19 protein-coding genes are annotated in these 26,446 nt (G+C 72.0%); 15 read left to right on the top strand and 4 right to left on the bottom strand.

Annotated elements, in window-relative coordinates:
- Nucleotides 1-57: 57 nt before the first annotated feature.
- From ACFW6B_RS03855 to ACFW6B_RS03825, 7 genes are all read left to right on the top strand, one after another.
- The gene (locus tag ACFW6B_RS03855) at nt 58-336 is read left to right on the top strand and encodes a YlxR family protein (RefSeq protein ID WP_386591741.1); all 279 of its coding nucleotides are present in this window, start codon (nt 58-60) and stop codon (nt 334-336) included.
- Nucleotides 337-484: 148 nt separating this feature from the next.
- Complete coding sequence (infB, locus tag ACFW6B_RS03850) at nt 485-3,616, top strand: translation initiation factor IF-2 (RefSeq protein ID WP_386591740.1); 3,132 nt, start codon at nt 485-487, stop codon at nt 3,614-3,616.
- A gap of 221 nt (nt 3,617-3,837) precedes the next feature.
- The gene (locus ACFW6B_RS03845) at nt 3,838-4,131 is read left to right on the top strand and encodes a DUF503 domain-containing protein (protein WP_386591739.1); all 294 of its coding nucleotides are present in this window, start codon (nt 3,838-3,840) and stop codon (nt 4,129-4,131) included.
- A gap of 43 nt (nt 4,132-4,174) precedes the next feature.
- A complete protein-coding gene (gene rbfA, locus ACFW6B_RS03840; protein ID WP_386591738.1) occupies nt 4,175-4,630 on the top strand; it encodes a 30S ribosome-binding factor RbfA in 456 nt (151 codons plus the stop codon).
- On the top strand, nt 4,627-5,532 hold the full coding sequence (gene truB / locus ACFW6B_RS03835; RefSeq protein WP_386591737.1) for a tRNA pseudouridine(55) synthase TruB: 906 nt from the start codon (nt 4,627-4,629) through the stop codon (nt 5,530-5,532). The genes rbfA and truB overlap by 4 nt, the downstream gene beginning before the upstream one ends.
- Nucleotides 5,533-5,797: 265 nt before the next feature.
- Nucleotides 5,798-9,859, top strand: coding sequence for a serine protease (locus ACFW6B_RS03830; protein ID WP_386591736.1), 4,062 nt, complete (start codon nt 5,798-5,800; stop codon nt 9,857-9,859).
- A gap of 231 nt (nt 9,860-10,090) precedes the next feature.
- Nucleotides 10,091-11,050 (top strand): bifunctional riboflavin kinase/FAD synthetase, encoded by a 960-nt coding sequence (locus ACFW6B_RS03825; RefSeq protein ID WP_386591735.1) that lies wholly within the window; start codon nt 10,091-10,093, stop codon nt 11,048-11,050.
- Between the two features lie 93 nt (nt 11,051-11,143).
- Here the strand turns inward: ACFW6B_RS03825 and ACFW6B_RS03820 are convergent, their stop codons facing one another.
- Nucleotides 11,144-14,608, bottom strand: a complete 3,465-nt coding sequence (locus ACFW6B_RS03820; RefSeq protein ID WP_386591734.1) for an SCO5717 family growth-regulating ATPase — start codon at nt 14,606-14,608, stop codon at nt 11,144-11,146.
- Nucleotides 14,609-15,099: 491 nt separating this feature from the next.
- Entirely contained in the window at nt 15,100-15,396 is a 297-nt protein-coding gene (locus ACFW6B_RS03815; RefSeq protein WP_386591733.1) for a DUF397 domain-containing protein, read from the bottom strand.
- Nucleotides 15,397-15,659: 263 nt separating this feature from the next.
- Here ACFW6B_RS03815 and rpsO point away from each other — a divergent pair, with 263 nt between their 5' ends.
- The 5 genes from rpsO (at nt 15,660) to ACFW6B_RS03790 (ending at nt 21,165) form a co-directional block, all read left to right on the top strand.
- Nucleotides 15,660-15,947, top strand: a complete 288-nt coding sequence (gene rpsO, locus ACFW6B_RS03810; protein ID WP_028802543.1) for a 30S ribosomal protein S15 — start codon at nt 15,660-15,662, stop codon at nt 15,945-15,947.
- 362 nt (nt 15,948-16,309) lie between these two features.
- Entirely contained in the window at nt 16,310-18,526 is a 2,217-nt protein-coding gene (locus ACFW6B_RS03805; protein ID WP_386591732.1) for a polyribonucleotide nucleotidyltransferase, read from the top strand.
- Entirely contained in the window at nt 18,523-19,902 is a 1,380-nt protein-coding gene (locus ACFW6B_RS03800) for a M16 family metallopeptidase (protein ID WP_386591731.1), read from the top strand. The genes ACFW6B_RS03805 and ACFW6B_RS03800 overlap by 4 nt, the downstream gene beginning before the upstream one ends.
- Nucleotides 19,903-19,928: 26 nt before the next feature.
- Complete coding sequence (gene dapB, locus ACFW6B_RS03795) at nt 19,929-20,681, top strand: 4-hydroxy-tetrahydrodipicolinate reductase (RefSeq protein ID WP_386591729.1); 753 nt, start codon at nt 19,929-19,931, stop codon at nt 20,679-20,681.
- 31 nt (nt 20,682-20,712) lie between these two features.
- A complete protein-coding gene (locus ACFW6B_RS03790; RefSeq protein ID WP_386591728.1) occupies nt 20,713-21,165 on the top strand; it encodes a hypothetical protein in 453 nt (150 codons plus the stop codon).
- Between the two features lie 62 nt (nt 21,166-21,227).
- On the opposite strand, the gene ACFW6B_RS03785 is transcribed toward ACFW6B_RS03790, so the two are convergent.
- A complete protein-coding gene (locus ACFW6B_RS03785; protein WP_386591727.1) occupies nt 21,228-21,785 on the bottom strand; it encodes a hypothetical protein in 558 nt (185 codons plus the stop codon).
- A gap of 90 nt (nt 21,786-21,875) precedes the next feature.
- The gene (locus ACFW6B_RS03780; RefSeq protein WP_386591726.1) at nt 21,876-22,139 is read right to left on the bottom strand and encodes a hypothetical protein; all 264 of its coding nucleotides are present in this window, start codon (nt 22,137-22,139) and stop codon (nt 21,876-21,878) included.
- Between the two features lie 273 nt (nt 22,140-22,412).
- On the opposite strand from ACFW6B_RS03780, the gene thyX reads away from it, so the two are divergent.
- The 3 genes from thyX (at nt 22,413) to ACFW6B_RS03765 (ending at nt 26,082) form a co-directional block, all read left to right on the top strand.
- Nucleotides 22,413-23,153 (top strand): FAD-dependent thymidylate synthase, encoded by a 741-nt coding sequence (thyX, locus tag ACFW6B_RS03775; protein ID WP_386591725.1) that lies wholly within the window; start codon nt 22,413-22,415, stop codon nt 23,151-23,153.
- A gap of 211 nt (nt 23,154-23,364) precedes the next feature.
- Nucleotides 23,365-24,264, top strand: coding sequence for a 4-hydroxy-tetrahydrodipicolinate synthase (dapA, locus tag ACFW6B_RS03770; protein ID WP_386591724.1), 900 nt, complete (start codon nt 23,365-23,367; stop codon nt 24,262-24,264).
- A 132-nt stretch (nt 24,265-24,396) separates the two neighbouring features.
- A complete protein-coding gene (locus ACFW6B_RS03765; protein ID WP_386591723.1) occupies nt 24,397-26,082 on the top strand; it encodes a ribonuclease J in 1,686 nt (561 codons plus the stop codon).
- The last annotated feature ends 364 nt before the right edge of the window (nt 26,083-26,446 follow it).

The following is a 26,446-nucleotide window of genomic DNA, read 5'->3' as shown; positions in this document are numbered from 1 at the left end:
AACCGTTCGATTCATGCCCCAAAGGGGTGAGGTCGGTACGGGGAGGTAGACTTAAGAGTGTCTGGCCGGACGCGAGCCCGCGCATGCCCTGAACGCACCTGTGTGGGGTGCCGGGAGCGAGCGGCCAAGAGAGACTTGCTGCGCATCGTGGCGGTCGAGGACGCGTGCGTCCCCGATCATCGCGGTACGCTGCCTGGTCGGGGTGCGTACGTGCATCCCGTTCCGGCCTGTCTCGATCTGGCGGTCCGCCGCCGGGCGATCCCACGGGCGCTGCGCGCTCCGGGACCGCTCGACACCGCGGCGTTGCGCCTCACCGTCGAGCAGGCGAGACCGTAAGAGGAGTCGTGCGGGACCTCCGTGCGGCCCTGGTATTCCGCGAGTTGGAAGTAGGTCGAGATTGCGATGAGCACTCGATGAGCACGCGATGAGTACGCCCATGAAGTAGCGACGGTCCGGACGCAGACCCGGACCTAAAAGGAGCGAAGTGGCTAAGGTCCGGGTATACGAACTCGCCAAGGAGTTCGGTGTGGAGAGCAAGGTCGTCATGGCCAAGCTCCAGGAACTCGGTGAATTCGTCCGTTCGGCGTCCTCGACGATCGAGGCGCCCGTCGTACGCAAACTGACAGATGCCCTCCAGCAGGGCAACGGTGGCGGCAAGCCCGCCGCACGCAAGGCTGCCCCGGCCAAGCCGGGCGCCCCCTCCCCGGCGCAGGCCGCCCGTCCGGCCGCCCCGCGTCCGGCGGCCCCGAAGCCGGCCGTGGCCGAGAAGCCCGCGGCCGCTCCGGTGACCCCGGCCGCCCCGGGCCCGCGCCCGACCCCGGGCCCCAAGCCGGCCCCGAGGCCCGCTCCGGCGGCCCCGGCCCCGGCGGTGCCCGAGTTCACCGCGCCCCCGTCGGCGCCGGCCGCGCCGCAGACCCCCTCGGCTCCCGCCGCGGGTCCCCGTCCGGGCGCTCCGCGTCCCGGCGGCCAGGCCCCGCGTCCCGGCGCCCGTCCGGCCGGTCCCGGCCAGGGCGGCCAGGGCCGTGGCGACCGTCCCGAGCGCGGCGACCGTCAGGGCGCTCCGCGTCCCGGCGGCCAGGCCCCGCGTCCGGGTGCCCGTCCGGCCGGTCCCCGTCCGGGCAACAACCCGTTCACCTCTGGTGGCTCCACCGGCATGGCGCGCCCGCAGGCGCCCCGTCCGGGCGGTGCCCCGCGTCCCGGTGGCGCCGGCGCCCCCGGCGGTCCGCGCCCCCAGGGCCCGGGCGGCCAGGACCGTGCTCCCCGTCCCCAGGGCGGTCCCGGCGGCGCTCCGCGTCCGCAGGGCGGTCCGGGCGGTGCCCGTCCCACCCCGGGCGGCATGCCCCGTCCGCAGGCCCCGCGTCCCGGCGGCGGCCCCGGCGGCAACCGTCCGAACCCCGGCATGATGCCTCAGCGTCCTGCCGCGGGCAGCCCGCGTCCCGGCGGCGGCCCCGGTGGCCGTGGTCCGGGTGCCGGTGGCGGTCGTCCCGGCGGTCCCGGCGGTCGTCCGGGCGGCGGCTTCGCCGGTCGTCCGGCGGGTCCCGGCGGCGGCGGTGGCGGCTTCGCCGGTCGTCCCGGTGGTCCCGGCGGCGGTGGCGGCGGCTTCGCCGGTCGTCCCGGTGGTCCCGGCGGTGGCGGCGGCGGCCGTCCCGGCTTCGGCGGTCGTCCCGGTGGTCCCGGTGGCCGTGGTGGCACGCAGGGTGCGTTCGGCCGTCCCGGCGGTCCGGCGCGTCGTGGACGCAAGTCGAAGCGGCAGAGGCGCCAGGAGTACGAGGCCATGCAGGCCCCGTCGGTCGGCGGCGTGATGCTGCCTCGCGGCAACGGACAGAGCGTCCGCCTGTCGCGCGGTGCCTCCCTCACCGACTTCGCGGAGAAGATCAACGCCAACCCGGCGTCGCTCGTCGCCGTGATGATGAACCTCGGCGAGATGGTCACTGCCACGCAGTCCGTCTCCGACGAGACCCTCCAGCTGCTCGCCGGCGAGATGAACTACGTCATCGAGATCGTCAGCCCGGAGGAGGAGGACCGCGAGCTCCTCGAGTCCTTCGACATCGAGTTCGGCGAGGACGAGGGCGACGAGGACGACCTCGTGGTCCGTCCGCCGGTCGTGACCGTCATGGGTCACGTCGACCACGGAAAGACCCGCCTCCTCGACACCATCCGCAAGACGAACGTCGTCGCGGGCGAGGCCGGCGGTATCACGCAGCACATCGGTGCGTACCAGGTCGCGACCGAGGTCAACGGTGAAGAGCGCAAGATCACCTTCATCGACACCCCCGGTCACGAGGCGTTCACCGCCATGCGTGCCCGTGGTGCCAAGTCGACCGACATCGCGATCCTCGTGGTGGCGGCCAACGACGGTGTGATGCCCCAGACGATCGAGGCGCTGAACCACGCCAAGGCGGCCGACGTGCCGATCGTGGTCGCGGTCAACAAGATCGACGTCGAGGGTGCCGACCCGACCAAGGTGCGCGGACAGCTCACCGAGTTCGGTCTGGTGGCCGAGGAGTACGGCGGCGACACGATGTTCGTCGACATCTCCGCCAAGCAGGGTCTGAACATCGACTCCCTGCTGGAGGCCGTGGTCCTCACCGCGGACGCCTCGCTCGACCTGCGGGCCAACCCGGAGCAGGACGCGCAGGGTATTGCGATCGAGTCCCACCTCGACCGCGGCCGCGGTGCCGTCTCGACGGTCCTGGTCCAGCGCGGCACGCTGCGCATCGGCGACACCATGGTGGTCGGCGACGCGTACGGCCGTGTCCGGGCGATGCTCGACGACAACGGCAACAACGTCGAGGAAGCGGGTCCGTCGACCCCCGTCCTGGTCCTGGGTCTCACCAACGTCCCGGGCGCCGGCGACAACTTCCTCGTCGTCGACGAGGACCGCACGGCCCGTCAGATCGCGGAGAAGCGCGCGGCGCGCGAGCGCAACGCCAACTTCGCCCGCCGCGGTGTCCGGTTCTCCCTGGAGAACCTGGACGAGGCCCTCAAGGCCGGTCTGGTGCAGGAACTCAACCTCATCATCAAGGGCGACGCGTCCGGTTCGGTGGAGGCCCTCGAGTCCTCGCTGCTCCAGCTCGACGTCGGCGACGAGGTCGACATCCGCGTCCTGCACCGCGGTGTGGGTGCGGTCACCGAGTCCGACATCAACCTGGCGACCGGCTCCGACGCCATCGTCATCGGCTTCAACGTCCGGGCAGCCGGCCGTGCGCAGCAGATGGCGGAGCGCGAGGGCGTCGACGTCCGGTACTACTCGGTGATCTACCAGGCCATCGAGGAGATCGAGGCGGCCCTCAAGGGCATGCTCAAGCCGGAGTACGAGGAGGTCGAGCTCGGCACGGCGGAGATCCGCGAGGTCTTCAAGTCGTCCAAGCTGGGCAACATCGCCGGTGTCCTGGTCCGTTCGGGCGAGGTCAAGCGCAACACCAAGGCGCGCCTCATCCGCGACGGCAAGGTCATCGCGGAGAACCTCAACATCTCCGGTCTGCGTCGCTTCAAGGACGACGTCACCGAGATCCGCGAAGGCTTCGAGGGCGGTATCAACCTCGGAAACTTCAACGACATCAAGGTCGACGACGTCATCGCGACGTACGAGATGCGCGAGAAGCCGCGCTCGTAAAGCGGTTCCCAGGCTGGCCGGCGGTGAGCAGTCACCGCCGGCCAGCCTGGCTTTTGCCGGATCACGCGATTCCCCGCGTCCCTCCCCGGGGCGCGGGGAATCGCGTGACCGGGCCCGGAAACCCCGTCGAGCGATCCGACGGTTCGTTGTACGGTTCTGGTGTCCCTGCCAAGTGCGTTGGCAGGCCATCTACCCCGTACCGGCGGGACATCCGGTTACACATGTATGTGGGGACGCTGTCCTTCGATCTGCTCCTCGGCGACGTTCACTCGCTCAAGGAGAAACGCTCTCTCGTCCGGCCGATCGTCGCCGAACTCCAGCGGAAGTACGCGGTGAGTGCCGCCGAGACGGGCAACCAGGACCTTCACCGCAGGGCGGAGATCGGCCTGGCGGTGGTCTCCGGGGACACCACGCACCTGACCGAGGTACTGGACCGGTGCGAACGGCTGGTCGCGGCGCGACCGGAGGTGGAACTGCTGTCGGTACGACGCAGACTCCACAGCGACGAAGACTGACGAAGACCGACGCAACACGCAAGGCGAAGAAGGAGACGGACCAGTGGCCGACAACGCGCGGGCGAAGAGGCTGGCGGACCTCATCCGAGAGGTGGTGGCCCAGAAGCTGCAGCGCGGGATCAAGGACCCGCGGCTCGGCACTCACGTCACCATCACGGACACCCGGGTCACCGGGGACCTCCGGGAGGCCACCGTCTTCTACACGGTGTACGGGGACGACGAGACGCGTGCCGAGGCGGCCGCGGGCCTGGAGAGCGCCAAGGGCGTGCTCCGCTCGGCCGTGGGCGCGGCGGCCGGTGTGAAGTTCACGCCGACGCTGACGTTCGTCGCGGACGCCCTGCCGGACACCGCGAGGACCATCGAGGACCTGCTCGACAAGGCACGGGCCTCGGACGCGAAGGTGCGCGAGGTCTCGGCCGGCGCGGCCTTCGCGGGCGACGCCGACCCGTACAGGAAGCCGGGCGAGGACGACGAGGACGAGGACGACTCGGCTCGATGACGCAGAAGACCAAAACGCCCGACGGGCTTGTCATCGTCGACAAGCCGTCGGGCTTCACCTCGCACGACGTGGTCGCCAAGATGCGCGGGATCGCCAGAACCCGCCGGGTCGGCCACGCGGGCACCCTCGACCCCATGGCGACGGGCGTTCTCGTCCTCGGCGTCGAGAAGGCCACCAAGCTCCTCGGGCACCTCGCGCTCACCGAGAAGGAGTACCTCGGTACGATCCGGCTCGGCCAGAACACGCTGACCGACGACGCCGAGGGCGAGATCACCTCCTCGACGGACGCCTCCGGTGTCAAGCGGGACGCGATCGACGCAGGGGTGGCCAAGCTGACCGGCGCCATCATGCAGGTGCCGTCCAAGGTCAGCGCCATCAAGATCGACGGCGTGCGTTCGTACAAGAGGGCCCGCGAGGGCGAGGACTTCGAGATCCCGGCCCGCCCGGTGACCATCTCGTCGTTCACGGTGTACGACATCCGTGACGCGGTCGCCGAGGACGGCACCCCGGTGCTCGACCTGGTCGTCTCCGTCGTCTGCTCGTCGGGGACGTACATCCGGGCGATCGCCCGCGACCTCGGCGCGGACCTGGGCGTCGGCGGTCACCTCACCGCCCTGCGCCGCACCCGCGTCGGCCCGTACAAGCTGGACTCCGCGCGCACCCTCGACCAGCTCCAGGAGGAGCTGACGGTGATGCCCATCGGGGAGGCTGCCGCGGCCGCGTTCCCGCGCTGGGACGTGGACTCCAAGAGGGCCCGGCTGCTGCTCAACGGCGTGCGGCTGGAGATGCCCGGCGAGTACGCGGGCAAGGGCACCGTCGCGGTCTTCGACCCCGAGGGCGGGTTCCTCGCGCTGGTGGAGGAGCACAAGGGCAAGGCCAAGAGCCTGGCCGTCTTCGCCTGAGCACCGCGCGCCCGTGCCGGGCGCGCGGCCGGGCGGGCACTTCGCCCGTGGAGCGGCGGTCACGGGGCCTCGTGCCCGCCGCTCGACGGTCCCCCTCGGTTCCCCCACCCAAGGGTGTATCCATCCGACCTGCCGTATTCACCCCATCGGGCGGGCGCTCGGAGTGAACCGGGGGAGTAGAGGGGGGCGCGTTCGCCACACGATCTGTCCCATTGATCACCTCGCCCCTACCGTCGGAGCAGGAGCACGGCGGGGAGGTTCGAGTATGGCGGGGCGTGGCCCGCGGACCGGGAACGAAGAGGCGGCGGACGGAGCCGGACGGACGGGGGACGACACCCTCGTACGCGTCTGCGACCTGGGAGGCCGTCCACGCGGCACGGGTTTCGCGGCCGACCACCACGGCACCGTGATCACCAGCCACGAGGCCGTCGACGGCCTGGACCGACTCGTCCTGCACGCCCCCGGCGGCAGCACCCACGTGCTGGGCGCCGACGCCGTCACACCGCTGCCCGACCTCGGTCTGGCCCTCGTACGCACCGAAGGTCTCGGCCTCGTCCCGCTCCCCGTCACCGTGCGGGACCGCGTCGCGACCGGCACGTACGTCAGGATCGCCGCGGGCGGCTGGCGCGAGGCACGCGTCCTGGGCTCCTCCGCCGTGACGTACCCAGCCGCCCACCGCACCCGTCTCCTGTACGGCGCGCTGGAGCTGGCGATCGGCACGGCGGGCGCGGACGCGCTCAGGCCCGGCGGCGGAGCGGCCGGAGGACCGGTCCTGGACGCCGGCACCGGCGCCGTGGTGGCGGTCGTCGGCACCGCACTGCGCGCCCGCACCCCGGACGGCACCGCGCCGAGGGAGATCCCGGCGGGCCACCGGGCACCCGGACTCGCCGTCCCCCTGCGGACCGGCGGCGCGGGGCCGCTCGCCGAACTGCTGGCCCGCAACGCGGCCACCGTGCCCGCGTACGGCGCCGATCTGAACCTCGCGGGCGCGCTGGAACTCGCCGCGACCTCGGTGGGCTCGGACGGCCCCCGCCCGCCGGCCCCGCCCGGAGCCCCCGGCGCGTACCCGGGAATCGTCGAACGGGCCGACGTCCTCAGGGAGTTCGCGGCCTTCGAGAGCGGCCCCGCCGCCGTCCTCGGGCTCGTCGGCCCGCCCGGCAGCGGTCGTACGACGGAACTGGCCGCCCTCGCCGCCCGGCGCCTCCGGGGCCCCGAAGCGGCCCCCACCCTCTGGCTGCGCGGCGCCGACCTCCGCGCCGACGACACCTCGGTGGCCGACGCCGCGACGCGCGCCCTGGAGCGCGCCGGGCGGATCGTGGCCGCGTCCCGGCGGAGCACCGGGGCGACCGGGGAGGTGGCCGCACGGCGGTCCCGGACCGGGTCGAGCGTCCTGCCCCCCGAGGGGTACGACGGCGAACTCGGCGACATCACGCCGGACCGCCTGGCCGGGCCCGCGCAAGCCGCGGGCCGCCCGCTGCTGCTCCTCCTCGACGGCCCCGAGGAGATGCCCCCGGAACTCGCCCACCGCCTCCCCGCCTGGACCGGGGCGACGACGGCCTGGCTGGCGGAGACCGGCACCCGGCTCGTGATCGCCTGCCGCGCGGAGTACTGGGAACGGGCCGGGGCGGAATTCCCCCCGGGTTCGCTGCACCACCGGGCGGAGCCGTCCGCGTACCCGTCCGGGGAGCCGTCCGCGCACGGGGACGGCCGGCTGTCGGCGGGGACGGGCGGGGGGCCCGTACCGGACGGGGACGGGCAGCCGTCGGCGTACCGGGGCGGACAGGTGCCGCCGGACGCCGGGACGCCGCCCTCCGGCACCGACGGGCGTCCGGCGGAGGACATCGGCGGACACCCGTCCGCCCACCGGAGCGGATGGCCACCGCAGGCCGCGGCCGGACACCCGTTCCCGGGCACGGGCGGGCCGCCGGCCCCGGATGCGGGAGGGACACTGCCCGCCTGTGTGCTCCTCGGCGACCTGAGCGAGGAGCAGGCCCGGTCGGCACGGGCCCGCGCCGGGATCCCGGAAGACGCCCTGGTCCCGTCCGCCGCCCGCCGTCCGCTGGTGCTGCGCCTGCTCTCCGAGGTGCGGGCCGCTCCCGTGGACCTGCGGGCCGGACGGCTCGACCGCGACGACGTGTTCGGCGCCCACCTCGACCTGATGTGCCTGCGCGTCGCGGTCCGGCTCGCCGCGGCGAACGGACTGCGCGGCACCGCCGTGCGCCGGCTCGCCGCCCGTGTCTCCGGCCAGGTGCACGAAGCCGCCCGGCGCTGTCTGGGTCCCGGACAGGGCCAGCTGGACCGGGCCTCCTTCGAGAGCGTCTTCCCCTGGGGGCCCGGCCGGGGACGCCTGGCGGGCATCACCGGCTGGGCGTCCGCCGTCCTCACCGAAGGACTCCTCGTCCCGGCCGGCGACGGCTACCGCTTCGCCCACGAGGAGCTCGCCGACTGGATCCAGGGCACCCACCTCGACCTGGACGCGGCGCTGGACAGCCTGGTCCACCGCGGGCGCGGCACCCCCGGCACCGGCTCCGGGCACACGGAGGGCACGGCACCCGGCCGCCGGTCCGCCCGCCGCGTCCGGTCCGCCCCTCCCGGCACCGGCGCCCAGGACCCCAGGACCCCGGCCGCCGCGGCGGGCACCCTCCCCGTCCCCCGCCACAGGATCGGCCCCGTCGTCGAGACCCTGCTCCTGCTGGACCGTCAACAGGCCACCGCCGAACTGGCGCTCCGCCTCCAGGACCTCGTCCACGCCGTGGACGAGCTGCTGCCCGAAGCGCCGGACCCGCTCACCGCCCGGCACGACGCGGCCCACGGCACCCGGACGACGGCCCCGCCGGGCGACCCCCTCTGGTGGGCCACCCGCCTCTGTGCGGCCGTCCTGCTCCGGGTGCCCGACGCGACCCCGTACACCGGCGCGCTGCGACTGCTCACCGAGCGGATCGTGGTGTGGCGGCAGCAGGGCAGAGCCGTACCGGACGCTTTCGGCCCGGCCCTCTGGGCGGCGCTGCCCGTCCCGGACACGGAACGCTTCGACCTGCTCAGGCGCCTGGTGGCCGCCGACCCCCGCCGGCCCCCGGCGACCGAGCCCCCGCACCCGGGCGCGGCCCCCGCCGACCCGCGCCACCTCGACACCGTCTCGCGTCTCCTCGCCGCCGACCCCGTCGCCGTGCACCGCCACCTCACCCGCTGGTTCGACGACGAGCGGCCCCTGCCCGCGACGCCGAACGCGACCGTGGCGACGGCCGCGCAGGCCCTCCTGTACGCGCACCGGCGGCGCGCCCCGGACGATCTGACCGAGGCCCTGATGAGCTGTGCCCATCCGCGGGGCGACGAACTGCTGGCCGTGCTGGCGGAGGAGGAGCCGTCGGCCGTGTGCCGGGCCGTCGACCGGTGGGCGCGCGACGAACGGCCGGGGCGGCGGGCGGCGGCCGTCGCCCACGGGCTGCGCGCGGCCCCGTTCGCGGCCGGCCCGGCCGACCGGGAGCCGCTGCGTCGCGCCGCTCTCGCCCTGCTCGCCCGTCCCGCCGACCGCGCCCTGCACGGCGGGGCCCTCGGGATCCTCGTACAGGATCCGCTCGCGCGTGCCCGCTGCCTGCCGCGGGCCCTGGAGCACTTCGCCGCCGGTGATCCACGGCTGCCGCCCGCGGCGCTCGCCACCGCGCTCGCCACCGACCCGGAGCCCGTGCTCGCCGCGTTCCGCGACCGGCTGCGGCGCCTCGGTCCCGACACCGCCGAGCTGCTGCACGCCCTCGCCGACGTCACCACACCCGCGCTGGCCCGCCCGGTCGCCGCGCTGGTGCGGGAGACCGTGGAACTGTGCCCCGGGGCCGCCGCGTACGTGGCCTCGGACGTGGACCGGCGCATCGACCACGGCGGCGCCCCCCAAGGGGCGCTTTTCCCCCTGGTCAGCGGACTGCTGGAGACATGCGGCACACCGGTGCGGGCCGCGCTCGCCCAGGTCCTCGCGGCACCGGGGGACCAGGGGCCGGACCCGCTGCGGCACGAACTGCTCGATCTGCTGCTGGCGCACGAGCGCGATCCGGTCGTTCTCGACACCGTGCTGAGGGCCGCCGCCGACGGCCTCGACGGCAGGGGCGAGGCACCCACCCGGGAACTGGTGCGGCGCGTCGGCCTCCTCCTCGCCCGCACCCCGGCAGGGGCCCTCGCCTTCGACCGGCGCCTGGCCGACCTGGCCCGGTGCGTTCCGGGCTTCGCCACCCAGCTGGACCGCTGGGTGACCGGCGCCCCCGAGGAGTGGTCCGGCCTCGTCGGTCCCGGCACCCGCCATCTGGCCGGGAACCTCGCGGGGGCGAGGGCTCCCGCCTGAACCACGCCCGCGCACCGGACTCCGCACCGCACCGGGCCCACCACCGCGCACCCGGCCGAACCCCGTACCGGACCCGGCCCCGCGCACCTCGTCGCACTCGGCACCGCACTCCACGGCGCTGAGCGATCGGTCACAGCCTGACGCCGATGCAAGCCGGGAGCGCACGGCATGGCACCCTTAGAGCTGCGAATAAGGCAATCACGGACACGGGTTCGACAAGGAGCGGTCACAGTGCAGCGCTGGCGTGGCTTGGAGGACATCCCCGAGGACTGGGGGCGCAGCGTCGTCACCATCGGTTCCTACGACGGGGTGCACCGCGGACACCAGCTCATCATCCGGCATGCCGTGGACCGCGCCCGGCAACTGGGCGTCCCCTCCGTCGTGGTCACCTTCGACCCGCACCCCAGCGAGGTGGTCCGCCCCGGCAGCCACCCCCCGCTGCTCGCCCCGCACCACCGCCGTGCCGAACTGATGGCCGAACTGGGCGTCGACGCCCTGCTCATCCTGCCGTTCACCACCGAGTTCTCGAAGCTGTCGCCCGCCGACTTCGTGGTCAAGGTGCTGGTCGACAAGCTGCACGCCAAGGCGGTCGTCGAGGGCCCCAACTTCCGCTTCGGCCACAGGGCCGCGGGCAACGTCGACTTCCTGCGCGAGCAGGGGGAGACGTACGACTTCGAGGTCGAGGTCGTCGACCTCTTCGTGTCCGGTGAGGCGGGCGGCGGCGAACCGTTCTCCTCGACCCTCACCCGGCGCCTGGTCGCCGAGGGCGACGTGGAGGGCGCGCGCGAGATCCTCGGCCGGCCGCACCGCGTCGAGGGCATCGTCGTCCGTGGTGCCCAGCGCGGCCGCGAACTCGGCTTCCCCACGGCGAACGTCGAGACCCTCCCGCACACCGCGATCCCCGCCGACGGCGTCTACGCGGGCTGGCTGCACGCCCAGGGCGAGGCCATGCCCGCCGCGATCTCGGTGGGCACGAACCCGCAGTTCGACGGCACCGAGCGCACGGTGGAGGCGTACGCCATCGACCGCGTCGGCCTCGACCTCTACGGTCTCCATGTCGCCGTCGACTTCCTCGCGTTCGTCCGCGGCCAGGCGAGGTTCGACTCCATCGAGGCGCTGCTGGTGGCCATCGCCGACGACGTGAAGCGCTCGCGCGAGCTGATCGAGGCGTACGACGGGGACGCGAACTGACCGAGGCCCCCTCCCTCGTACGAAGACCCGCACCGTTCGTGAACGGTGCGGGTCTTCGCGTTGACCGGCCCCACGGCGGAGGTCGGCCGGACGCTACTGCTGCTGCGGGTGTCCCTGCCCCGGCGCCTGCGGATAGGGCTGACCGTGCTGCGGGTAGGGCTGTCCCGGCTGCGGGTAGGGGTACGGCTGCCCGGGCTGGGGCTGGGGCGGAACCTGCCCAGGCACGGGCTGGCCCGGAACCTGCTGTCCGGGAACGTACTGTCCGGGGACCTGGCCGGGGTGGCCGGGGACCTGTCCGGGAACGTACTGACCCGGCATCGGCGGCGCGGCCACGGGCGGCGGGTTGCCGTCGTTGGTCCACAGCCCGTGCGACTGCTGGTGCCGCGCGAAGTCCTCGGCGACCATCGCGGAGAGGGTGAAGTACGCCTCGCGCACCTTGGGCCGCATCATGTCGAGGTCGACCTCTGCGCCCGCCGACAGGTGCTCGTCGAACGGCACGACCACGACACCGCGGCAGCGCGTCTCGAAGTGGCTGACGATGTCGTCCACCTTGATCATCTTGCCGGTCTCGCGCACTCCGGAGATGACCGTGATCGACCGTGCGACGAGGTCCGCGTATCCGTGTGCCGACAGCCAGTCCAGCGTCGTGCTGGCACTGCTCGCCCCGTCCACGGACGGCGTCGAGATGATGATGAGCTGGTCGGCGAGATCGAGCACGCCACGCATGGCGCTGTAGAGCAGGCCCGTGCCGGAGTCGGTCAGGATGATCGGGTACTGCTTGCCCAGGACGTCTATCGCGCGCCGGTAGTCCTCGTCGTTGAAGGCCGTGGAGACGGCGGGGTCGACGTCGTTGGCGATGATCTCCAGCCCGGACGGCGCCTGGGACGTGAACCGCCGGATGTCCATGTACGAGTTGATGTACGGGATCGCCTGCACGAGGTCACGGATGGTGGCGCCGGTCTCGCGGCGCACCCGGCGGCCGAGCGTGCCGGCGTCCGGGTTGGCGTCGATGGCGAGGATCTTGTCCTGGCGCTCGGTGGCGAGCGTGGAGCCGAGCGCGGTGGTCGTGGTCGTCTTGCCCACCCCGCCCTTGAGACTGATGACGGCGATCCGGTAGCAGGAGAGCACCGGCGTCCGGATCAGGTTCAGCTTCCGCTGCCGCTCGGCCTCCTCCTTCTTCCCGCCCAGCTTGAAACGCGACGACGCGGCGGCCGGACGGCCGCTCTTGGCCTTCTGCTTCTTGTTGTTGAGGAGCCGGTCGGAGGACAGCTCCACCGCCGCGGTGTAACCGAGCGGGGCCGCACCGGGATTGGTTGGCTGCCGCTGGTCGTGCCGCACGGGCTGCGGCCAGGCGGTACCGGTCCGCGGGTCGACCGGGGCGGTGGGCGGCTGCTGCACGGGAGACGGGCCCGGCTGGTACGGAGGCTGCGGCTGGGCCTGCGCCGGGTACGGCGGGGCGGCGGCCTGCGCCGGGGCCTGCGGCTGCGGCTGCGCGAGGTCGTAACCGGCCTGCGGGGCGGGCGAGTCGGCCGTCGGCTGCGGGAATCCGTAGCCCTGCTGGGGAGCAGGAGCAGGAGCAGGAGCAGGAGCAGGAGCAGGAGTGGGAGTGGGCGGCGGCACGGGGGCCGTCACCGGCGGGGCGGCCGGAGCGGCCTGGGCGGGCTGCGGGAAGCCGTAGCCGGGGGTGTAGGGGGCGGCCGGGTGGGCTGCCTGCTGGTCCTGGGGCGCGGTGCCCGGCTGGGGGAAGCCGTAGCCAGGGGCAGGGGCAGGGGCAGGGGCAGGGGTGGCGGGCTGGGCGGGGGCCTGCTGTTCCGGGGCAGGGGGGTTCTGCGGGAAGCCGTAGCCCGGGGTCTGGGTGGGCGGGGCCGCCGGTGCGGGGGCAGCAGGGGCGGGGGCCGGAGCGGGCGTGCCGGGCTGTGGGAAACCGTAACTGCCCTGTGGGGCGGGAGCCTCGGGGACGGGCGCTGCCGAGGGCCGGCCCTGCGGGGGAGCCGGCACGGCGTCCTCGAATTCCGCAGGCCGCACGGGCGCGGGAGCCTGGGCCGGAACCGCATCACCGGGGGCACCGGGAGTGCCAGGGGCGCCGGGAGTGCCAGGGGCGCCGGGGGAGGACCACGCCGACGGCACGGGCTGCGGGGCCGGGGGCTGGAAGGGCTGCCCCGGGGCCGGTGACTGTGCGGCCGGGGGCTGGAAGGGCTGGCCGGGAGCGGGAGCGGGAGCGGGAGCGGGAGCGGGAGCGGGAGCGGGAGCGGGCGGCTGGAAGGGCTGGCCCGGTGCCGGTGCCACGGGCGGCTGCTGCGGAAGCGGCGCCTGGAGCGGCATCTGGCCCTGCGCGGCGGCCGCGGGTTCCGTGGTGGCGGGCCACTGCGGGGCCGGCGCGGGGGCCGCGGGCTGGTAGGAGGGCGGCAACGGCGGCAGCCCACCCTGCGGCAGCGGCGGCGGAGTCCAGGCGGGGGGCGCGTCCTGCACCCCCTCCGGCTCCTCCGGCCGGACCACGGGCACCGCGTCCTGCGGCTCGTCGTCCCGGGGAGAGGCGTCCTCAGGTTCGCCGTCCCGGGCAGAGGCGGCCCGGAGCTCGTACTCGGCGACGTCGTGCGCACCGGTGTCCGTACCGGCGCCCGTACCGGCGTCGGCGGTCCCGCCCGGGGCTTCGCCGTCGGTCTCGGCCGGGGCGGCCACCGGTTCCTCGACGAGCTCCGGGCCGAGGGGCGCGGCGACGGCGTCCGCCGGGGCGGCCCGGTCCGCCACCGGAACGCCGGTCACGCTCGCGCGCTGGGACTGGGAGGCCGCCTCCAGCGACTGATAGGCGAGCACGGGATCGACGACGGGAGCCGGCTCGGGCACGGCCACGGGCCGGACGTTCGCCAACTGCTCGGGCCGGTCCTCGTGTTCGGGCCGGTCCTCCTGCTCGGGCCGGTCTCCGGCCGCGGTCACGGGCGTGTCCGGGGCCTCGGCCGCGTCCTCGCTCCGCCCCGTGCCGCTGCCGTCGCCGCCCCGGTCGTCGCCTTCGACGGTGCCGGCCTCGGCCAGGACCGTGCTCTCGGCCCGGGCCGCGCCCTCGGCCTGAGCCGTGCTCCCGGTCTGGGCGTCCTCGCCGCCGGACCCCGCACCGGGCGCGTCCGCGTCCTCGGTCCCGGCCTCCTCGGACGCCGCCCGTTCCGCGATCTCACGCTTCAGCGCGACAGCGGAGAACCGCATGGTCGCGCCGCTCTCGAGATCCCCGTTCCCGGAACCGTCCCGCGCGTCACGCTCCGGCGCCCGCGAACCCTCAGGATCCCGCGACTCCTGCTGCTCCTCGGAGGGCTTCTCCACGTCCTCGGAGTCCTCCGGGCCCTCCGAGTCTTCCGGGCCCTCGGACTCCTCCGAGCCCTCCGAGTCCCCCGAGTCGCCCGTGCCCCCCGAATCCCCGGAACCGTCCGAGGCGTTCTGCGTGTACCAGGCGGGCGGCGCGTAGTCGATGGTGAACTCGCCCGTCGTCTCGGCGGCGGACTCGGCGTCGGACTGGTCGTCGCCGGGCGTGGCCCAGCCCCCGCGGATCCCGTCCCGATCGCTGTTCACAATTCCTCCTGGTGTGGTCGAGCATCCGCAAACCCTGCCGGGCCGACCGTCTGCTTGTCGTCCGCTGACGTTCACGGACGACCGAGGCCGCCCGAAGTCCGTACGGAGCCGCCCGAATCGACCGGCTCCCCGGATAACGCGAGCCACCCGTCCACGGGTTCAGGCGTCGCGCCCGGTACCAGCCTAATCACCATGACTGTTCGCGGGGCAGGCCCGTCCGCCGCCTCTCGGTGGCCCGTCACGGCACGCCCTGCCCAGAAGTGGCGTACGTGCGCTCGCCATTGGTCCAGAAACGGACAAACAAGGGTGCGCGAAACGCCAGTTGCCGCACAGCCGCCCGCCCGGCGCGCACACCCCTCCCACGGGCGGACCGCGAGACGGATCACGGGCGGACCACGGGCGGACCACGCGGCGGGCGGAAGAAGGGGCGGGCAGACGAAAGGGCCGCCACGGAGAGCTCTCCGTACCGGCCCCGAGTTCCCGGCGGCCCGCTACTCCGTCGGCAGGCCACCCGCGGGCGGAGCCGGCTCCAGGTCGAACTCGCCGTCCCGCGCGCCCAGCACGAAGGCCCGCCACTCCGCCTCCGTGTACCGGAGGACCGTCCCGGGGTCGAGGGAGGACCGCATGGCCACCGCACCCCCGGGCAGGTGGGCGATCTCGACCCGCTCCTCGTGCTCCTCGGTGCCCGGCGCGCTCTGCCATTCGGCGCCCGAGATGTCGAGCCCGTAGAGCTCGTCCTTCTCCCGCTCCTTGCGCGCCCTGACGTCGTTCTCCGCTTCCTCGGCCATGTTCCGTCGGCCCCTTCCCCACGTACGAATGACCTCTGCCGTCACCCTAGTGGCCCGGTCCGCGCCGCCCGGGAATGTTCATGGACCCGGACAGACGTATCCGCCCAGGCTGGTACCCTGTGTAACGGCCGTTTGTGTACGCACCCCCGGAGCACCCCTCTGGAGGCCGCGCGCAGCGGATCCCGCCTGCCGAGTCACGGAAGCTCCCCTGAGAAGTGGACCAGGGGCACTCGGCGGCAGACATGAGACTACGAGGAGTACGCGTGTCGCTCGACGCCGCTACGAAGAAGCAGATCATCAGCGAGTTCGGTCAGAAGGAGGGCGACACCGGCTCCCCCGAGGTCCAGGTCGCCATGCTCTCGCGCCGCATCTCGGACCTGACCGAGCACCTCAAGACGCACAAGCACGACCACCACTCCCGCCGTGGTCTTCTGATCCTGGTCGGTCAGCGTCGCCGCCTCCTGCAGTACCTGGCCAAGAAGGACATCCAGCGCTTCCGTACGCTGGTCGACCGCCTGGGCATCCGCCGCGGTGCGGCGGGCGCCAAGTAAGACGCCGTGAAGGGAGCGGTTCCCACGTCCTGGGGACCGCTCCCTTTGCCGTATGTGCCGTCGCACGCGCTCTCTACATGCGGAGTGTCACCGACGCTTTGTAATGTGGTAGCACAACGCAATACGCAGGAAACAGCACGTACGAACACAGCGTGACGACGCCGTACCCGCCGGGTAGGGCGTCCCACGACAACGAACGAGGAGAAGCGCGCCTCATCGCCGCCGGTCCTCGGTAGTGGCCCCCGGGCACCAGAGCCCCGGGTGCTTCGATCGAAGACCGGCCCGCACGAGAAGGAGCGCTTCTTCGCCACCGTCCCCCTGCCACACGGGCAGGACAGGACGAAGACGAGGAGAAAACGCTAGTGGAGAACGAGACCCACTACGCCGAGGCCGTCATCGACAACGGCTCCTTCGGCACCCGTACCATCCGCTTCGAGACGGGCCGCCTGGCCAAGCAGGCCGCCGGCTCCGCCGTCGCGTACCTGGACGACGACACCATGGTGCTGTCGGCCACCAGCGCTTCCAAGAAGCCCAAGGACCAGCTCGACTTCTTCCCCCTGACGGTCGACGTCGAGGAGCGGATGTACGCCGCGGGCAAGATCCCCGGCAGCTTCTTCCGCCGTGAGGGCCGTCCCTCCGAGGACGCCGTCCTCACCTGTCGGCTCATCGACCGGCCGCTGCGTCCGTCCTTCAAGAAGGGCCTGCGCAACGAGATCCAGGTCGTCGCGACGATCATGGCGCTCAACCCCGACCACCTGTACGACGTCGTGGCGATCAACGCCGCCTCCGCGTCCACCCAGCTGGCCGGTCTTCCCTTCTCCGGCCCGGTCGGCGGCGTCCGCGTCGCGCTGATCAACGGCCAGTGGGTCGCGTTCCCGACGCACACCGAGCTCGAGGACGCCGTCTTCGACATGGTCGTCGCCGGTCGCGTCCTCGAGGACGGCGACGTCGCGATCATGATGGTCGAGGCCGAGGCCACCGAGAAGACGATCCAGCTCGTCAAGGGCGGCGCCGAGGCGCCGACCGAGGAGGTCGTGGCCGCCGGTCTCGACGCCGCGAAGCCCTTCATCAAGGTCCTGTGCAAGGCGCAGTCGGACCTCGCCGCCAAGGCCGCGAAGCCGACCGCCGAGTTCCCGATCTTCCTCGACTACCAGGACGACGTCCTGGAGGCCCTCACCGCCGCGGTCAAGAGCGAGCTCGCCCAGGCGCTCACCATCGCCGGCAAGCAGGAGCGCGAGGCCGAGCTGGACCGCGTCAAGGAGATCGCCGCCGAGAAGCTGCTCCCGCAGTTCGAGGGCCGCGAGAAGGAGATCTCCGCCGCGTACCGCGCGCTGACGAAGAAGCTCGTCCGCGAGCGCGTCATCAAGGACAAGGTCCGCATCGACGGCCGCGGCGTCACGGACATCCGTACGCTGGCCGCCGAGGTCGAGGCCATCCCGCGCGTGCACGGCTCGGCGCTGTTCGAGCGTGGCGAGACCCAGATCCTGGGCGTCACCACCCTCAACATGCTCCGCATGGAGCAGCAGCTGGACACCCTCTCCCCGGTGACCCGCAAGCGCTACATGCACAACTACAACTTCCCGCCGTACTCCGTCGGCGAGACGGGCCGCGTCGGCTCCCCGAAGCGCCGCGAGATCGGCCACGGCGCGCTCGCCGAGCGCGCGATCGTGCCGGTCCTGCCGACCCGCGAGGAGTTCCCCTACGCGATCCGCCAGGTGTCCGAGGCCCTCGGCTCCAACGGTTCGACGTCCATGGGCTCGGTCTGCGCCTCCACCATGTCGCTGCTCAACGCCGGTGTGCCGCTGAAGGCCGCCGTCGCGGGCATCGCCATGGGTCTCATCTCCCAGGAGATCGACGGCCAGACGCACTACGTCGCCCTCACCGACATCCTCGGTGCGGAGGACGCCTTCGGCGACATGGACTTCAAGGTCGCCGGCACCAAGGAGTTCGTGACCGCCCTCCAGCTCGACACCAAGCTGGACGGCATCCCCGCCTCCGTCCTGGCCGCGGCCCTCAAGCAGGCCCGCGACGCCCGCCTCCACATCCTCGACGTGATGATGGAAGCGATCGACACGCCGGACGAGATGTCCCCGAACGCCCCGCGGATCATCACCGTCAAGATCCCCGTGGACAAGATCGGTGAGGTCATCGGCCCCAAGGGCAAGATGATCAACCAGATCCAGGAGGACACCGGCGCCGAGATCACGATCGAGGACGACGGCACCATCTACATCGGTGCCGCCGACGGCCCGGCCGCCGAGGCCGCCCGCGCCACGATCAACGGCATCGCCAACCCGACCATGCCGGAGGTCGGCGAGCGCTACCTGGGCACCGTCGTGAAGACGACGACGTTCGGCGCGTTCGTGTCGCTGCTCCCGGGCAAGGACGGTCTGCTGCACATCTCGCAGATCCGCAAGCTCGCCGGCGGCAAGCGCGTGGAGAACGTCGAGGACGTCCTCGGTGTGGGCCAGAAGGTCCAGGTCGAGATCGCCGAGATCGACTCCCGCGGCAAGCTCTCCCTGATCCCCGTGGTCGAGGGCGAAGGCGACGACGACAAGAAGGACGACACCGACCAGTGACGTCGAGTAGCTCCACGACGACGGCCCGCACCTCTTCGGAGGCGCGGGCCGTCGCCCGTACCCAAACCCTCATCAAGGGCGCGAACGGCATCGGCACGGTCCGCAAGACCACCCTGCCCGGCGGCCTGCGCATCGTCACGGAGACGCTCCCCTCCGTGCGCTCCGCCACGTTCGGCATCTGGGCGCACGTGGGCTCCCGCGACGAGACGCCGTCCCTGAACGGCGCCACGCACTACCTGGAGCACCTGCTCTTCAAGGGCACCACCCGCAGGTCGGCCCTGGACATCTCCTCGGCGATCGACGCGGTCGGCGGCGAGATGAACGCGTTCACGGCCAAGGAGTACACGTGCTACTACGCGCGCGTGCTCGACACCGACCTGCCGCTGGCGATCGACGTCGTCTGCGACATGCTGACCGGCTCGCTCATCCTCGAGGACGACGTCAACGTCGAACGCGGCGCCATCCTCGAAGAGATCGCGATGACCGAGGACGACCCGGGCGACTGCGTGCACGACCTGTTCGCGCACACCATGCTCGGTGACACCCCCCTCGGCCGCCCGGTCCTCGGCACGGTCAACACCGTCAACGCCCTCACCGCGGACCGCATCCGCCGCTTCTACAAGAAGCACTACGACCCGACGCACCTCGTCGTGGCCTGCGCGGGCAACGTCGACCACAACAAGGTCGTACGCCAGGTCCGCGCCGCCTTCGAGAAGGCCGGCGCCCTCAAGAACGTGGAAGCGACCCCCATCGCCCCGCGCGACGGCCGGCGCGGCATCCGCACCGCGGGCCGCGTCGAACTCCTCGGCCGCAAGACCGAGCAGGCCCACGTCGTCCTCGGCATGCCGGGCCTGGCCCGCACCGACGACCGCCGCTGGGCCCTCGGCGTGCTGAACACCGCCCTCGGCGGCGGCATGTCCTCGCGCCTGTTCCAGGAGGTCCGCGAGAAGCGCGGCCTGGCCTACAGCGTGTACTCGTACACCTCGGGCTTCGCCGACTGCGGCCTCTTCGGCGTCTACGCGGGCTGCCGCCCGAGCCAGGTCCACGACGTCCTCAAGCTCTGCCGCGACGAGCTCGACCAGGTCGCCGAGCACGGCCTCTCGGACGACGAGATCGGCCGCGCCATCGGTCAGCTGCAGGGATCCACGGTCCTCGGCCTGGAGGACACCGGCGCGTTGATGAACCGCATCGGCAAGAGTGAGCTGTGCTGGGGCGAGCAGATGTCGGTCGACGACATGCTCGCCCGGATAGCGTCGGTCACCCCCGACGAGGTCCGCTCCATCGCCCGGGACGTCCTGGGACAGCGGCCCTCGCTGGCGGTCATCGGCCCGGTCAAGGACAAGCAGGCCTCCCGACTGCACGACGCGGTCGCGTGAATCCCGTCTCGGTAAGGAACCAAGCAATGAGCAAGCTGCGCGTGGCGGTCCTCGGTGCCAAGGGCCGGATCGGAGCCGAGGCGGTACGAGCCGTCGACGCCGCCGAGGACATGGAGCTGGTGGCCGCGCTGAGCCGCGGCGACAAGCTGGAGACGCTGGTCGAGGCCGACGCCCAGGTCGTGGTCGAGCTGACCACCCCGGCCTCGGTGATGGGCAACCTCGACTTCTGCGTCCGGCACGGCATCCACGCCGTCGTCGGCACCACCGGCTGGACCGAGGAGCGCCTCGCGCAGCTCGGCACCTCGCTCGCCGCGTCCCCGGAGACGGGCGTGCTCATCGCGCCCAACTTCTCCATCGGGGCCGTGCTGACGATGAAGTTCGCCGAGGCCGCCGCGCCGTACTTCGAGTCCGTCGAGGTCGTCGAACTGCACCACCCGAACAAGGTGGACGCCCCCAGCGGCACCGCCACGCGCACCGCTCAGCTCATCGCCGCGGCCCGCGAGCGCGCGGGCAGCGCCCCGCAGCCCGACGCCACGGTGACCGCCCTGGACGGCGCCCGCGGTGCCGACGTCGACGGCGTCCCGGTGCACGCGATCCGGCTGCGCGGCCTCCTGGCCCACCAGGAGGTCCTGCTCGGCGGCGAGGGCGAGACCCTGACCATCCGCCACGACTCCCTCCACCACAGCAGCTTCATGCCGGGCATCCTGCTCGGCGCCCGCCGCGTGGTGACCACCCCGGGCCTCACCTTCGGCCTGGAACACTTCCTCGACCTCGGCTGAGCCGGGGACGTACGACAGTTAGCCGGCAGACATGCGCGCGAAGATCACCTATGCCGTCACGGCCGCCGTCCTGGTCGTCTATTTCGTCCTGGTCGGCAGCCGGGGCGTGCTGCTCATCCAGAACGGCACCCTGATCACCGTCACCTTCGGGGTCGCGGTGCTCATCCTGCCGGTCATCGGCATCTGGTTCCTCTGGCAGAACACCCAGTTCGTCCGGAAGGCCAACCGGCTCGCCGCCGTGCTCGACTCCGAGGGCGGGCTGCCCGTGGACGAGCTGCGGCGCACCGAGGGCGGCCGCATCGACCGCGACTCGGCCGACGAGGTCTTCGCCCGCCGCAAGGCCGAGACCGAGGACGCCCCGGACGACTGGCGGAGCTGGTTCCGTCTCGCCGTCGCCTACCACGACGCCCGCGACACCCCGCGCGCCCGCAAGGCCATGCAACGGGCCATCGCCCTCCACGAGGGCCGGACCCTGGAAGCCTGACCAGGCCGTACGACGAAGGGGCCGGTCCGCACATGTGCGGACCGGCCCCTTCGCGTGATGTCTCAGACCCGGCGGTACTCGTCGGCCCACACCTCGATGACGTCGGCCGCGCGGTCGAAGGCCTCGGTGCGTGCCAGGAAGTCGGCGTTGTGCGTGGTCATCAGCGGCGGCACGTCCCCGGGCGCGCGGTCCGCGGTCACCAGCGTCAGGGCCTGGCCCTGGACCGTGCGCGGCAGCCCCAGCCAGCGCACCGGCTGCTGCGCCGTGCGCACCGCCATGACACGCTCCCACGGGGTCGTCCGCGTGACGAGGAACCCCACCCGGCGCAGCCCCCGGGCGCTGACCCACACACCCATGCGCAGCAGCCGCAGCGCGCACAGGATGACGACCCCTGCGACGGCCATGCAGGCGGCGGCGCCGGACAGCGTCCCGGCGACGGCGATGATCACGGCCGCGACGAGCACGTACGAGGCGAGCAGCAGGACGAGCGCGGCCGCGCCCACCCGCCAGGGACCGGGACGGTAGGGGCGCCGCCAGCGGTCGCGGTCGTCGAAGGGCAGCGCGACATCGTCCGCCGCCTCGTCAAAGGCGCGGTCCGCCGTCAGAAAGGGCAGGGGCACGTCTGGTCCTCACTCGATCCACGCATGGGCAGTGCCCGGTGAGGTTATCGAGCCGGTTGAGGGCTCACCACCCTCGGGGGTCCGGAAGGGTCAGCGGTTGTCCGACGCCACGGAGTGCTGCGTCGGAGCGGGCGACGGATCCTGCGACAGGGCGGGCATTCCGAGGACCAGGGCCCCGGCTATCCCGGCGGCCAGGGTGAGGCCGAAGAGCCAGCGACCGGCTATCTGGCCGGCGGAGGACCGCTCGCGGGGCGGCGGAGCGACGTTGCTGCGGAACGAGTCGGCTTCGGCGGTGAAGGCGAGCGGGACGGGCGCGCTGGGGGCACCTCCCGGCGGTAGCTGGGGGAGGGACATGGGCGGTGCTTCTCCTCTGGGATTCGCCGGGCACGGTGACGTGATCCGGGTGATCCGGGTGACGTGGGTGATCCGGTGGCAAGCGACGCGAACCTCTCGAACACGCCGCTCCCACTCATACAGACGGCCGAACGTTACAAGAGGTGCCCGGAATCACCGAATTCGCAGAAGTTCGCCGATGAATGTCGCGGCCCGGCACCGAACGCCCGTTGTCTGTGCCGGGCCGTAAAGTGGTCGCCGCCCGAGCCAGCGATGGGAAGGACCTTCCGCACCGTGACCGACAACCCGGCCGACGACCTCAAGCCCAGCTTCCGCGGCGATGTCACCGTCGAGCTGATCAAGCACACGGCGTCCGACGCCGACGTGCTGTTCGCCGCCCGCGTCTCCACCGCCGGTGAGCAGTCGCTGGAGGAACTGCAGAAGGACCCCGAGCGCTCCAAGGGCCTGATCAACTACCTGATGCGGGACCGTCACGGAAGCCCCTTCGAGCACAACTCGATGACCTTCTTCGTCAGCGCCCCGATCTTCGTCTTCCGCGAGTTCATGCGGCACCGCGTGGGCTGGTCGTACAACGAGGAATCGGGCCGCTACAGGGAGCTGGAGCCGGTCTTCTACGTTCCCGCCGAGGACCGCAAGCTGGTCCAGCAGGGCCGCCCCGGCAAGTACGAGTTCGTCGAGGGCACCCCCGAACAGCACAAGACCGTCACCACGGCCATGGAGGAGTCCTACCGGCAGTCCTACGCCGCGTACCAGGAGATGCTGAAGGCCGGTGTCGCCCGCGAGGTCGCCCGCGCCACCCTCCCGGTCGGACTCTTCTCCTCGATGTACGCCACGTGCAACGCCCGTTCCCTGATGCACTTCCTCGGACTGCGCACCCAGCACGAGCTCGCCAAGGTGCCGTCGTTCCCGCAGCGGGAGATCGAGATGGTGGCCGAGAAGATGGAGGCGGAATGGGCGAAGCTCATGCCCCTCACACACGCGGCGTACAACGCCAACGGGCGCGTGGCGCCGTAACGCGCCTCCGCGCACCGGTCCGGCACAGATGTACGGATCAACCGAGCGAAGTGTCCGTATTGCGGCATTTCGCGAAGTTCATCTAGCCTGATCAAACGGACCCGGCACTGCTTGAACCCCCGAGCAGGCAGTGCCGGGTTCCACCTTTGTCATGCTTTGCCATGGCACCCGAGGGCAGACCCCGCGGTGAGCAGCGAGTAGCGTATTACCCATGGCTCCGACCTCCACTCCGCAGACCCCCTTCGGGCGGGTCCTCACCGCCATGGTCACGCCCTTCACGGCGGACGGCGGGCTCGACCTCGACGGCGCTCAGCGGCTCGCGACCCACCTGGTGGACGCAGGCAACGACGGCCTGATCATCAACGGCACCACCGGTGAGTCCCCGACCACCAGCGACGCGGAGAAATCGGAGCTCGTACGCGCCGTGCTGCAGGCGGTGGGCGACCGCGCCCACATCGTCGCCGGCGTCGGCACGAACGACACCCGCCACAGCATCGAGCTCGCCCGCGAGGCCGAGAAGGCCGGCGCGCACGGCCTGCTCACCGTGACGCCGTACTACAACAAGCCCCCTCAGGAGGGCCTGTACCGTCACTTCTCGGCCATCGCCGACGCGACCGAACTGCCGGTCATGCTCTACGACATCCCCGGCCGCAGCGGCGTACCGATCAACACCGAAACCCTGGTGCGGCTCGCCGAGCACCCGCGTATCGTCGCGAACAAGGACGCCAAGGGAGACCTCGGCCGCGCCAGCTGGGCCATCGCCCGCTCGGGCCTCGCCTGGTACTCGGGCGACGACATGCTGAACCTGCCGCTGCTCTCCGTCGGCGCCGTGGGTTTCGTCTCCGTCGTCGGTCACGTCGTGGCCCCGGACCTGCGCGCCATGCTCGACGCCTACGTCTCGGGAGACGTCCAGAAGGCCACCGAGATCCACCAGAAGCTGCTCCCCGTCTTCACCGGCATGTTCCGCACCCAGGGCGTCATGACGACCAAGGCGGCGCTCGCCCTCCAGGGCCTGCCCGCCGGTCCGCTCCGTGCCCCGATGGTCGAACTGTCGCCCGAGGAGACCGCCCAGCTCAAGATCGATCTTGCCGCCGGCGGGGTAGAGCTCTGACCACAGACTTCACAACTGAATAAGCCCGACCCGCAGGCCACGGGCCTGCACCCCACACAACAGCTACTGCACGAACGTCACGCACGCCACGTGCCTTGCCAGGTACGTGGCGTGCGTGGTGAGGAGAGTCTTTTGAGTCATCCGCATCCTGAACTCGGCAAACCGCCGGTCCTCCCGAAGGGCGGCCTGAGGGTCACCCCGCTCGGCGGTCTCGGCGAGATCGGCCGGAACATGACGGTCTTCGAGTACGGAGGCCGTCTGCTGATCGTCGACTGCGGAGTGCTCTTCCCCGAGGAGGAGCAGCCCGGAATCGACCTGATCCTGCCGGACTTCACGTCCATCAGGGACCGCCTCGACGACATCGAGGGCATCGTGCTCACGCACGGCCACGAGGACCACATCGGCGGCGTCCCGTTCCTCCTGCGCGAGAAGCCGGACATCCCGCTGATCGGCTCCAAGCTGACCCTCGCCCTCATCGAGGCGAAGCTCCAGGAGCACCGCATCCGGCCCTACACGCTCGAAGTGGCCGAAGGCCACCGCGAGCGCATCGGCCCCTTCGACTGCGAGTTCGTCGCGGTCAACCACTCCATCCCGGACGCCCTCGCGGTCGCCATCCGCACCCCCGCGGGCATGGCCGTCCACACCGGCGACTTCAAGATGGACCAGCTCCCGCTGGACGGCCGCCTCACCGACCTGCACGCGTTCGCGCGCCTGAGCGAAGAGGGCATCGACCTCCTTCTCTCGGACTCCACGAACGCCGAGGTCCCCGGCTTCGTCCCGCCCGAGCGCGACATCCAGAACGTGCTGCGCCAGGTCTTCGCGAACGCCAGCAAGCGGATCATCGTGGCGAGCTTCGCCAGCCACGTGCACCGCATCCAGCAGATCCTGGACACCGCCCACGAGTACGGCCGCCGGGTCGCCTTCGTCGGCCGTTCGATGGTCCGCAACATGGGCATCGCGCGCGACCTCGGCTATCTGAAGGTCCCGCCGGGCCTGGTCGTCGACGTCAAGACGCTCGACGACCTCCCGGACCACGAGGTCGTCCTCGTCTGTACGGGATCCCAGGGCGAGCCGATGGCGGCCCTCTCCCGGATGGCGAACCGCGACCACCAGATCCGCATCGTCCAGGGCGACACGGTGATCCTGGCGTCGTCGCTGATCCCGGGCAACGAGAACGCGGTCTACCGCGTCATCAACGGTCTGACCCGCTGGGGCGCGAACGTCGTCCACAAGGGCAACGCCAAGGTGCACGTCTCCGGTCACGCCTCCGCGGGCGAGCTGCTGTACTTCTACAACATCTGCAAGCCGCGCAACCTGATGCCGGTCCACGGCGAATGGCGTCACCTGCGCGCCAACGCCGAGCTGGGTGCCCTGACCGGCGTCCCGCACGACCGGATCGTGATCGCCGAGGACGGCGTCGTCGTCGACCTGGTCGAGGGCAAGGCGAAGATCTCCGGCAAGGTCCAGGCCGGATACGTCTACGTTGACGGCCTCTCGGTCGGTGACGTCGGCGAGCCCGCGCTCAAGGACCGCAAGATCCTCGGTGACGAGGGCATCATCTCGGTCTTCGTGGTGATGGACGCCAGCACCGGCAAGCTCACGGGCGGCCCGCACGTGCAGGCACGAGGCTCCGGCATCGACGACTCCGCCTTCTCGGAGGTCGTCCCGAAGATCACGGAAGTCCTGGAGCGTTCGGCTCAGGACGGCGTGGTGGAGCCCCATCAGCTGCAGCAGCTCATCCGCCGCACGCTGGGCAAGTGGGTGTCCGACACCTACCGCCGGCGCCCGATGATCCTTCCGGTGGTCGTCGAGGTCTGACCGCCGGTCAGACCTCGACCAGGAGCGGGCCGCCTCGATTTGCATCGGGGCTGCCCGCTCCAGTACGTTTACGTCTCCACCTGAACAGGAAACCCGAAGCTTCGTGCTCCGGAGACAGTCCCGACAGGGTGGGAATTCCGACTCAGAGAATCTGATAAAGTCGGAGCCGCTGGAAAGGGAAACGCGAGAGCGGATTATCTGGAAGGCGCCGAGGAAATCGGGCCCGAAAGGATCTGATAGAGTCGGACCCGCCGGAAAGGGAAACGCGGAAGCGGGAACCTGGAAAGCGCCGAGGAAATCGGATACGGAAACGGTCTGATAGAGTCGGAAACGCAAGACCGAAGGGAAGCGCCCGGAGGAAAGC

The organism is Streptomyces sp. NPDC058751 (genome assembly GCF_042746485.1).
GTDB lineage: Bacteria > Actinomycetota > Actinomycetes > Streptomycetales > Streptomycetaceae > Streptomyces.
The sequence above is the reverse complement of the archived record's forward strand: the minus strand, read 5'-3'. Positions and strand labels throughout refer to the sequence as shown.

Excerpts from the sequence above, each read along its gene's own strand:
- dapB (WP_386591729.1), top strand. The coding sequence starts at position 19,929 with ATGAGCAAGCTGCGCGTGGCGGTCCTCGGTGCCAAGGGCCGGATCGGA.
- ACFW6B_RS03790 (WP_386591728.1), top strand. The coding sequence starts at position 20,713 with ATGCGCGCGAAGATCACCTATGCCGTCACGGCCGCCGTCCTGGTCGTC.
- ACFW6B_RS03815 (WP_386591733.1), bottom strand. The coding sequence starts at position 15,396 with ATGGCCGAGGAAGCGGAGAACGACGTCAGGGCGCGCAAGGAGCGGGAG.
- ACFW6B_RS03780 (WP_386591726.1), bottom strand. The coding sequence starts at position 22,139 with ATGTCCCTCCCCCAGCTACCGCCGGGAGGTGCCCCCAGCGCGCCCGTC.
- dapA (WP_386591724.1), top strand. The coding sequence starts at position 23,365 with ATGGCTCCGACCTCCACTCCGCAGACCCCCTTCGGGCGGGTCCTCACC.
- truB (WP_386591737.1), top strand. The coding sequence starts at position 4,627 with ATGACGCAGAAGACCAAAACGCCCGACGGGCTTGTCATCGTCGACAAG.
- ACFW6B_RS03830 (WP_386591736.1), top strand. The coding sequence starts at position 5,798 with ATGGCGGGGCGTGGCCCGCGGACCGGGAACGAAGAGGCGGCGGACGGA.
- ACFW6B_RS03845 (WP_386591739.1), top strand. The coding sequence starts at position 3,838 with ATGTATGTGGGGACGCTGTCCTTCGATCTGCTCCTCGGCGACGTTCAC.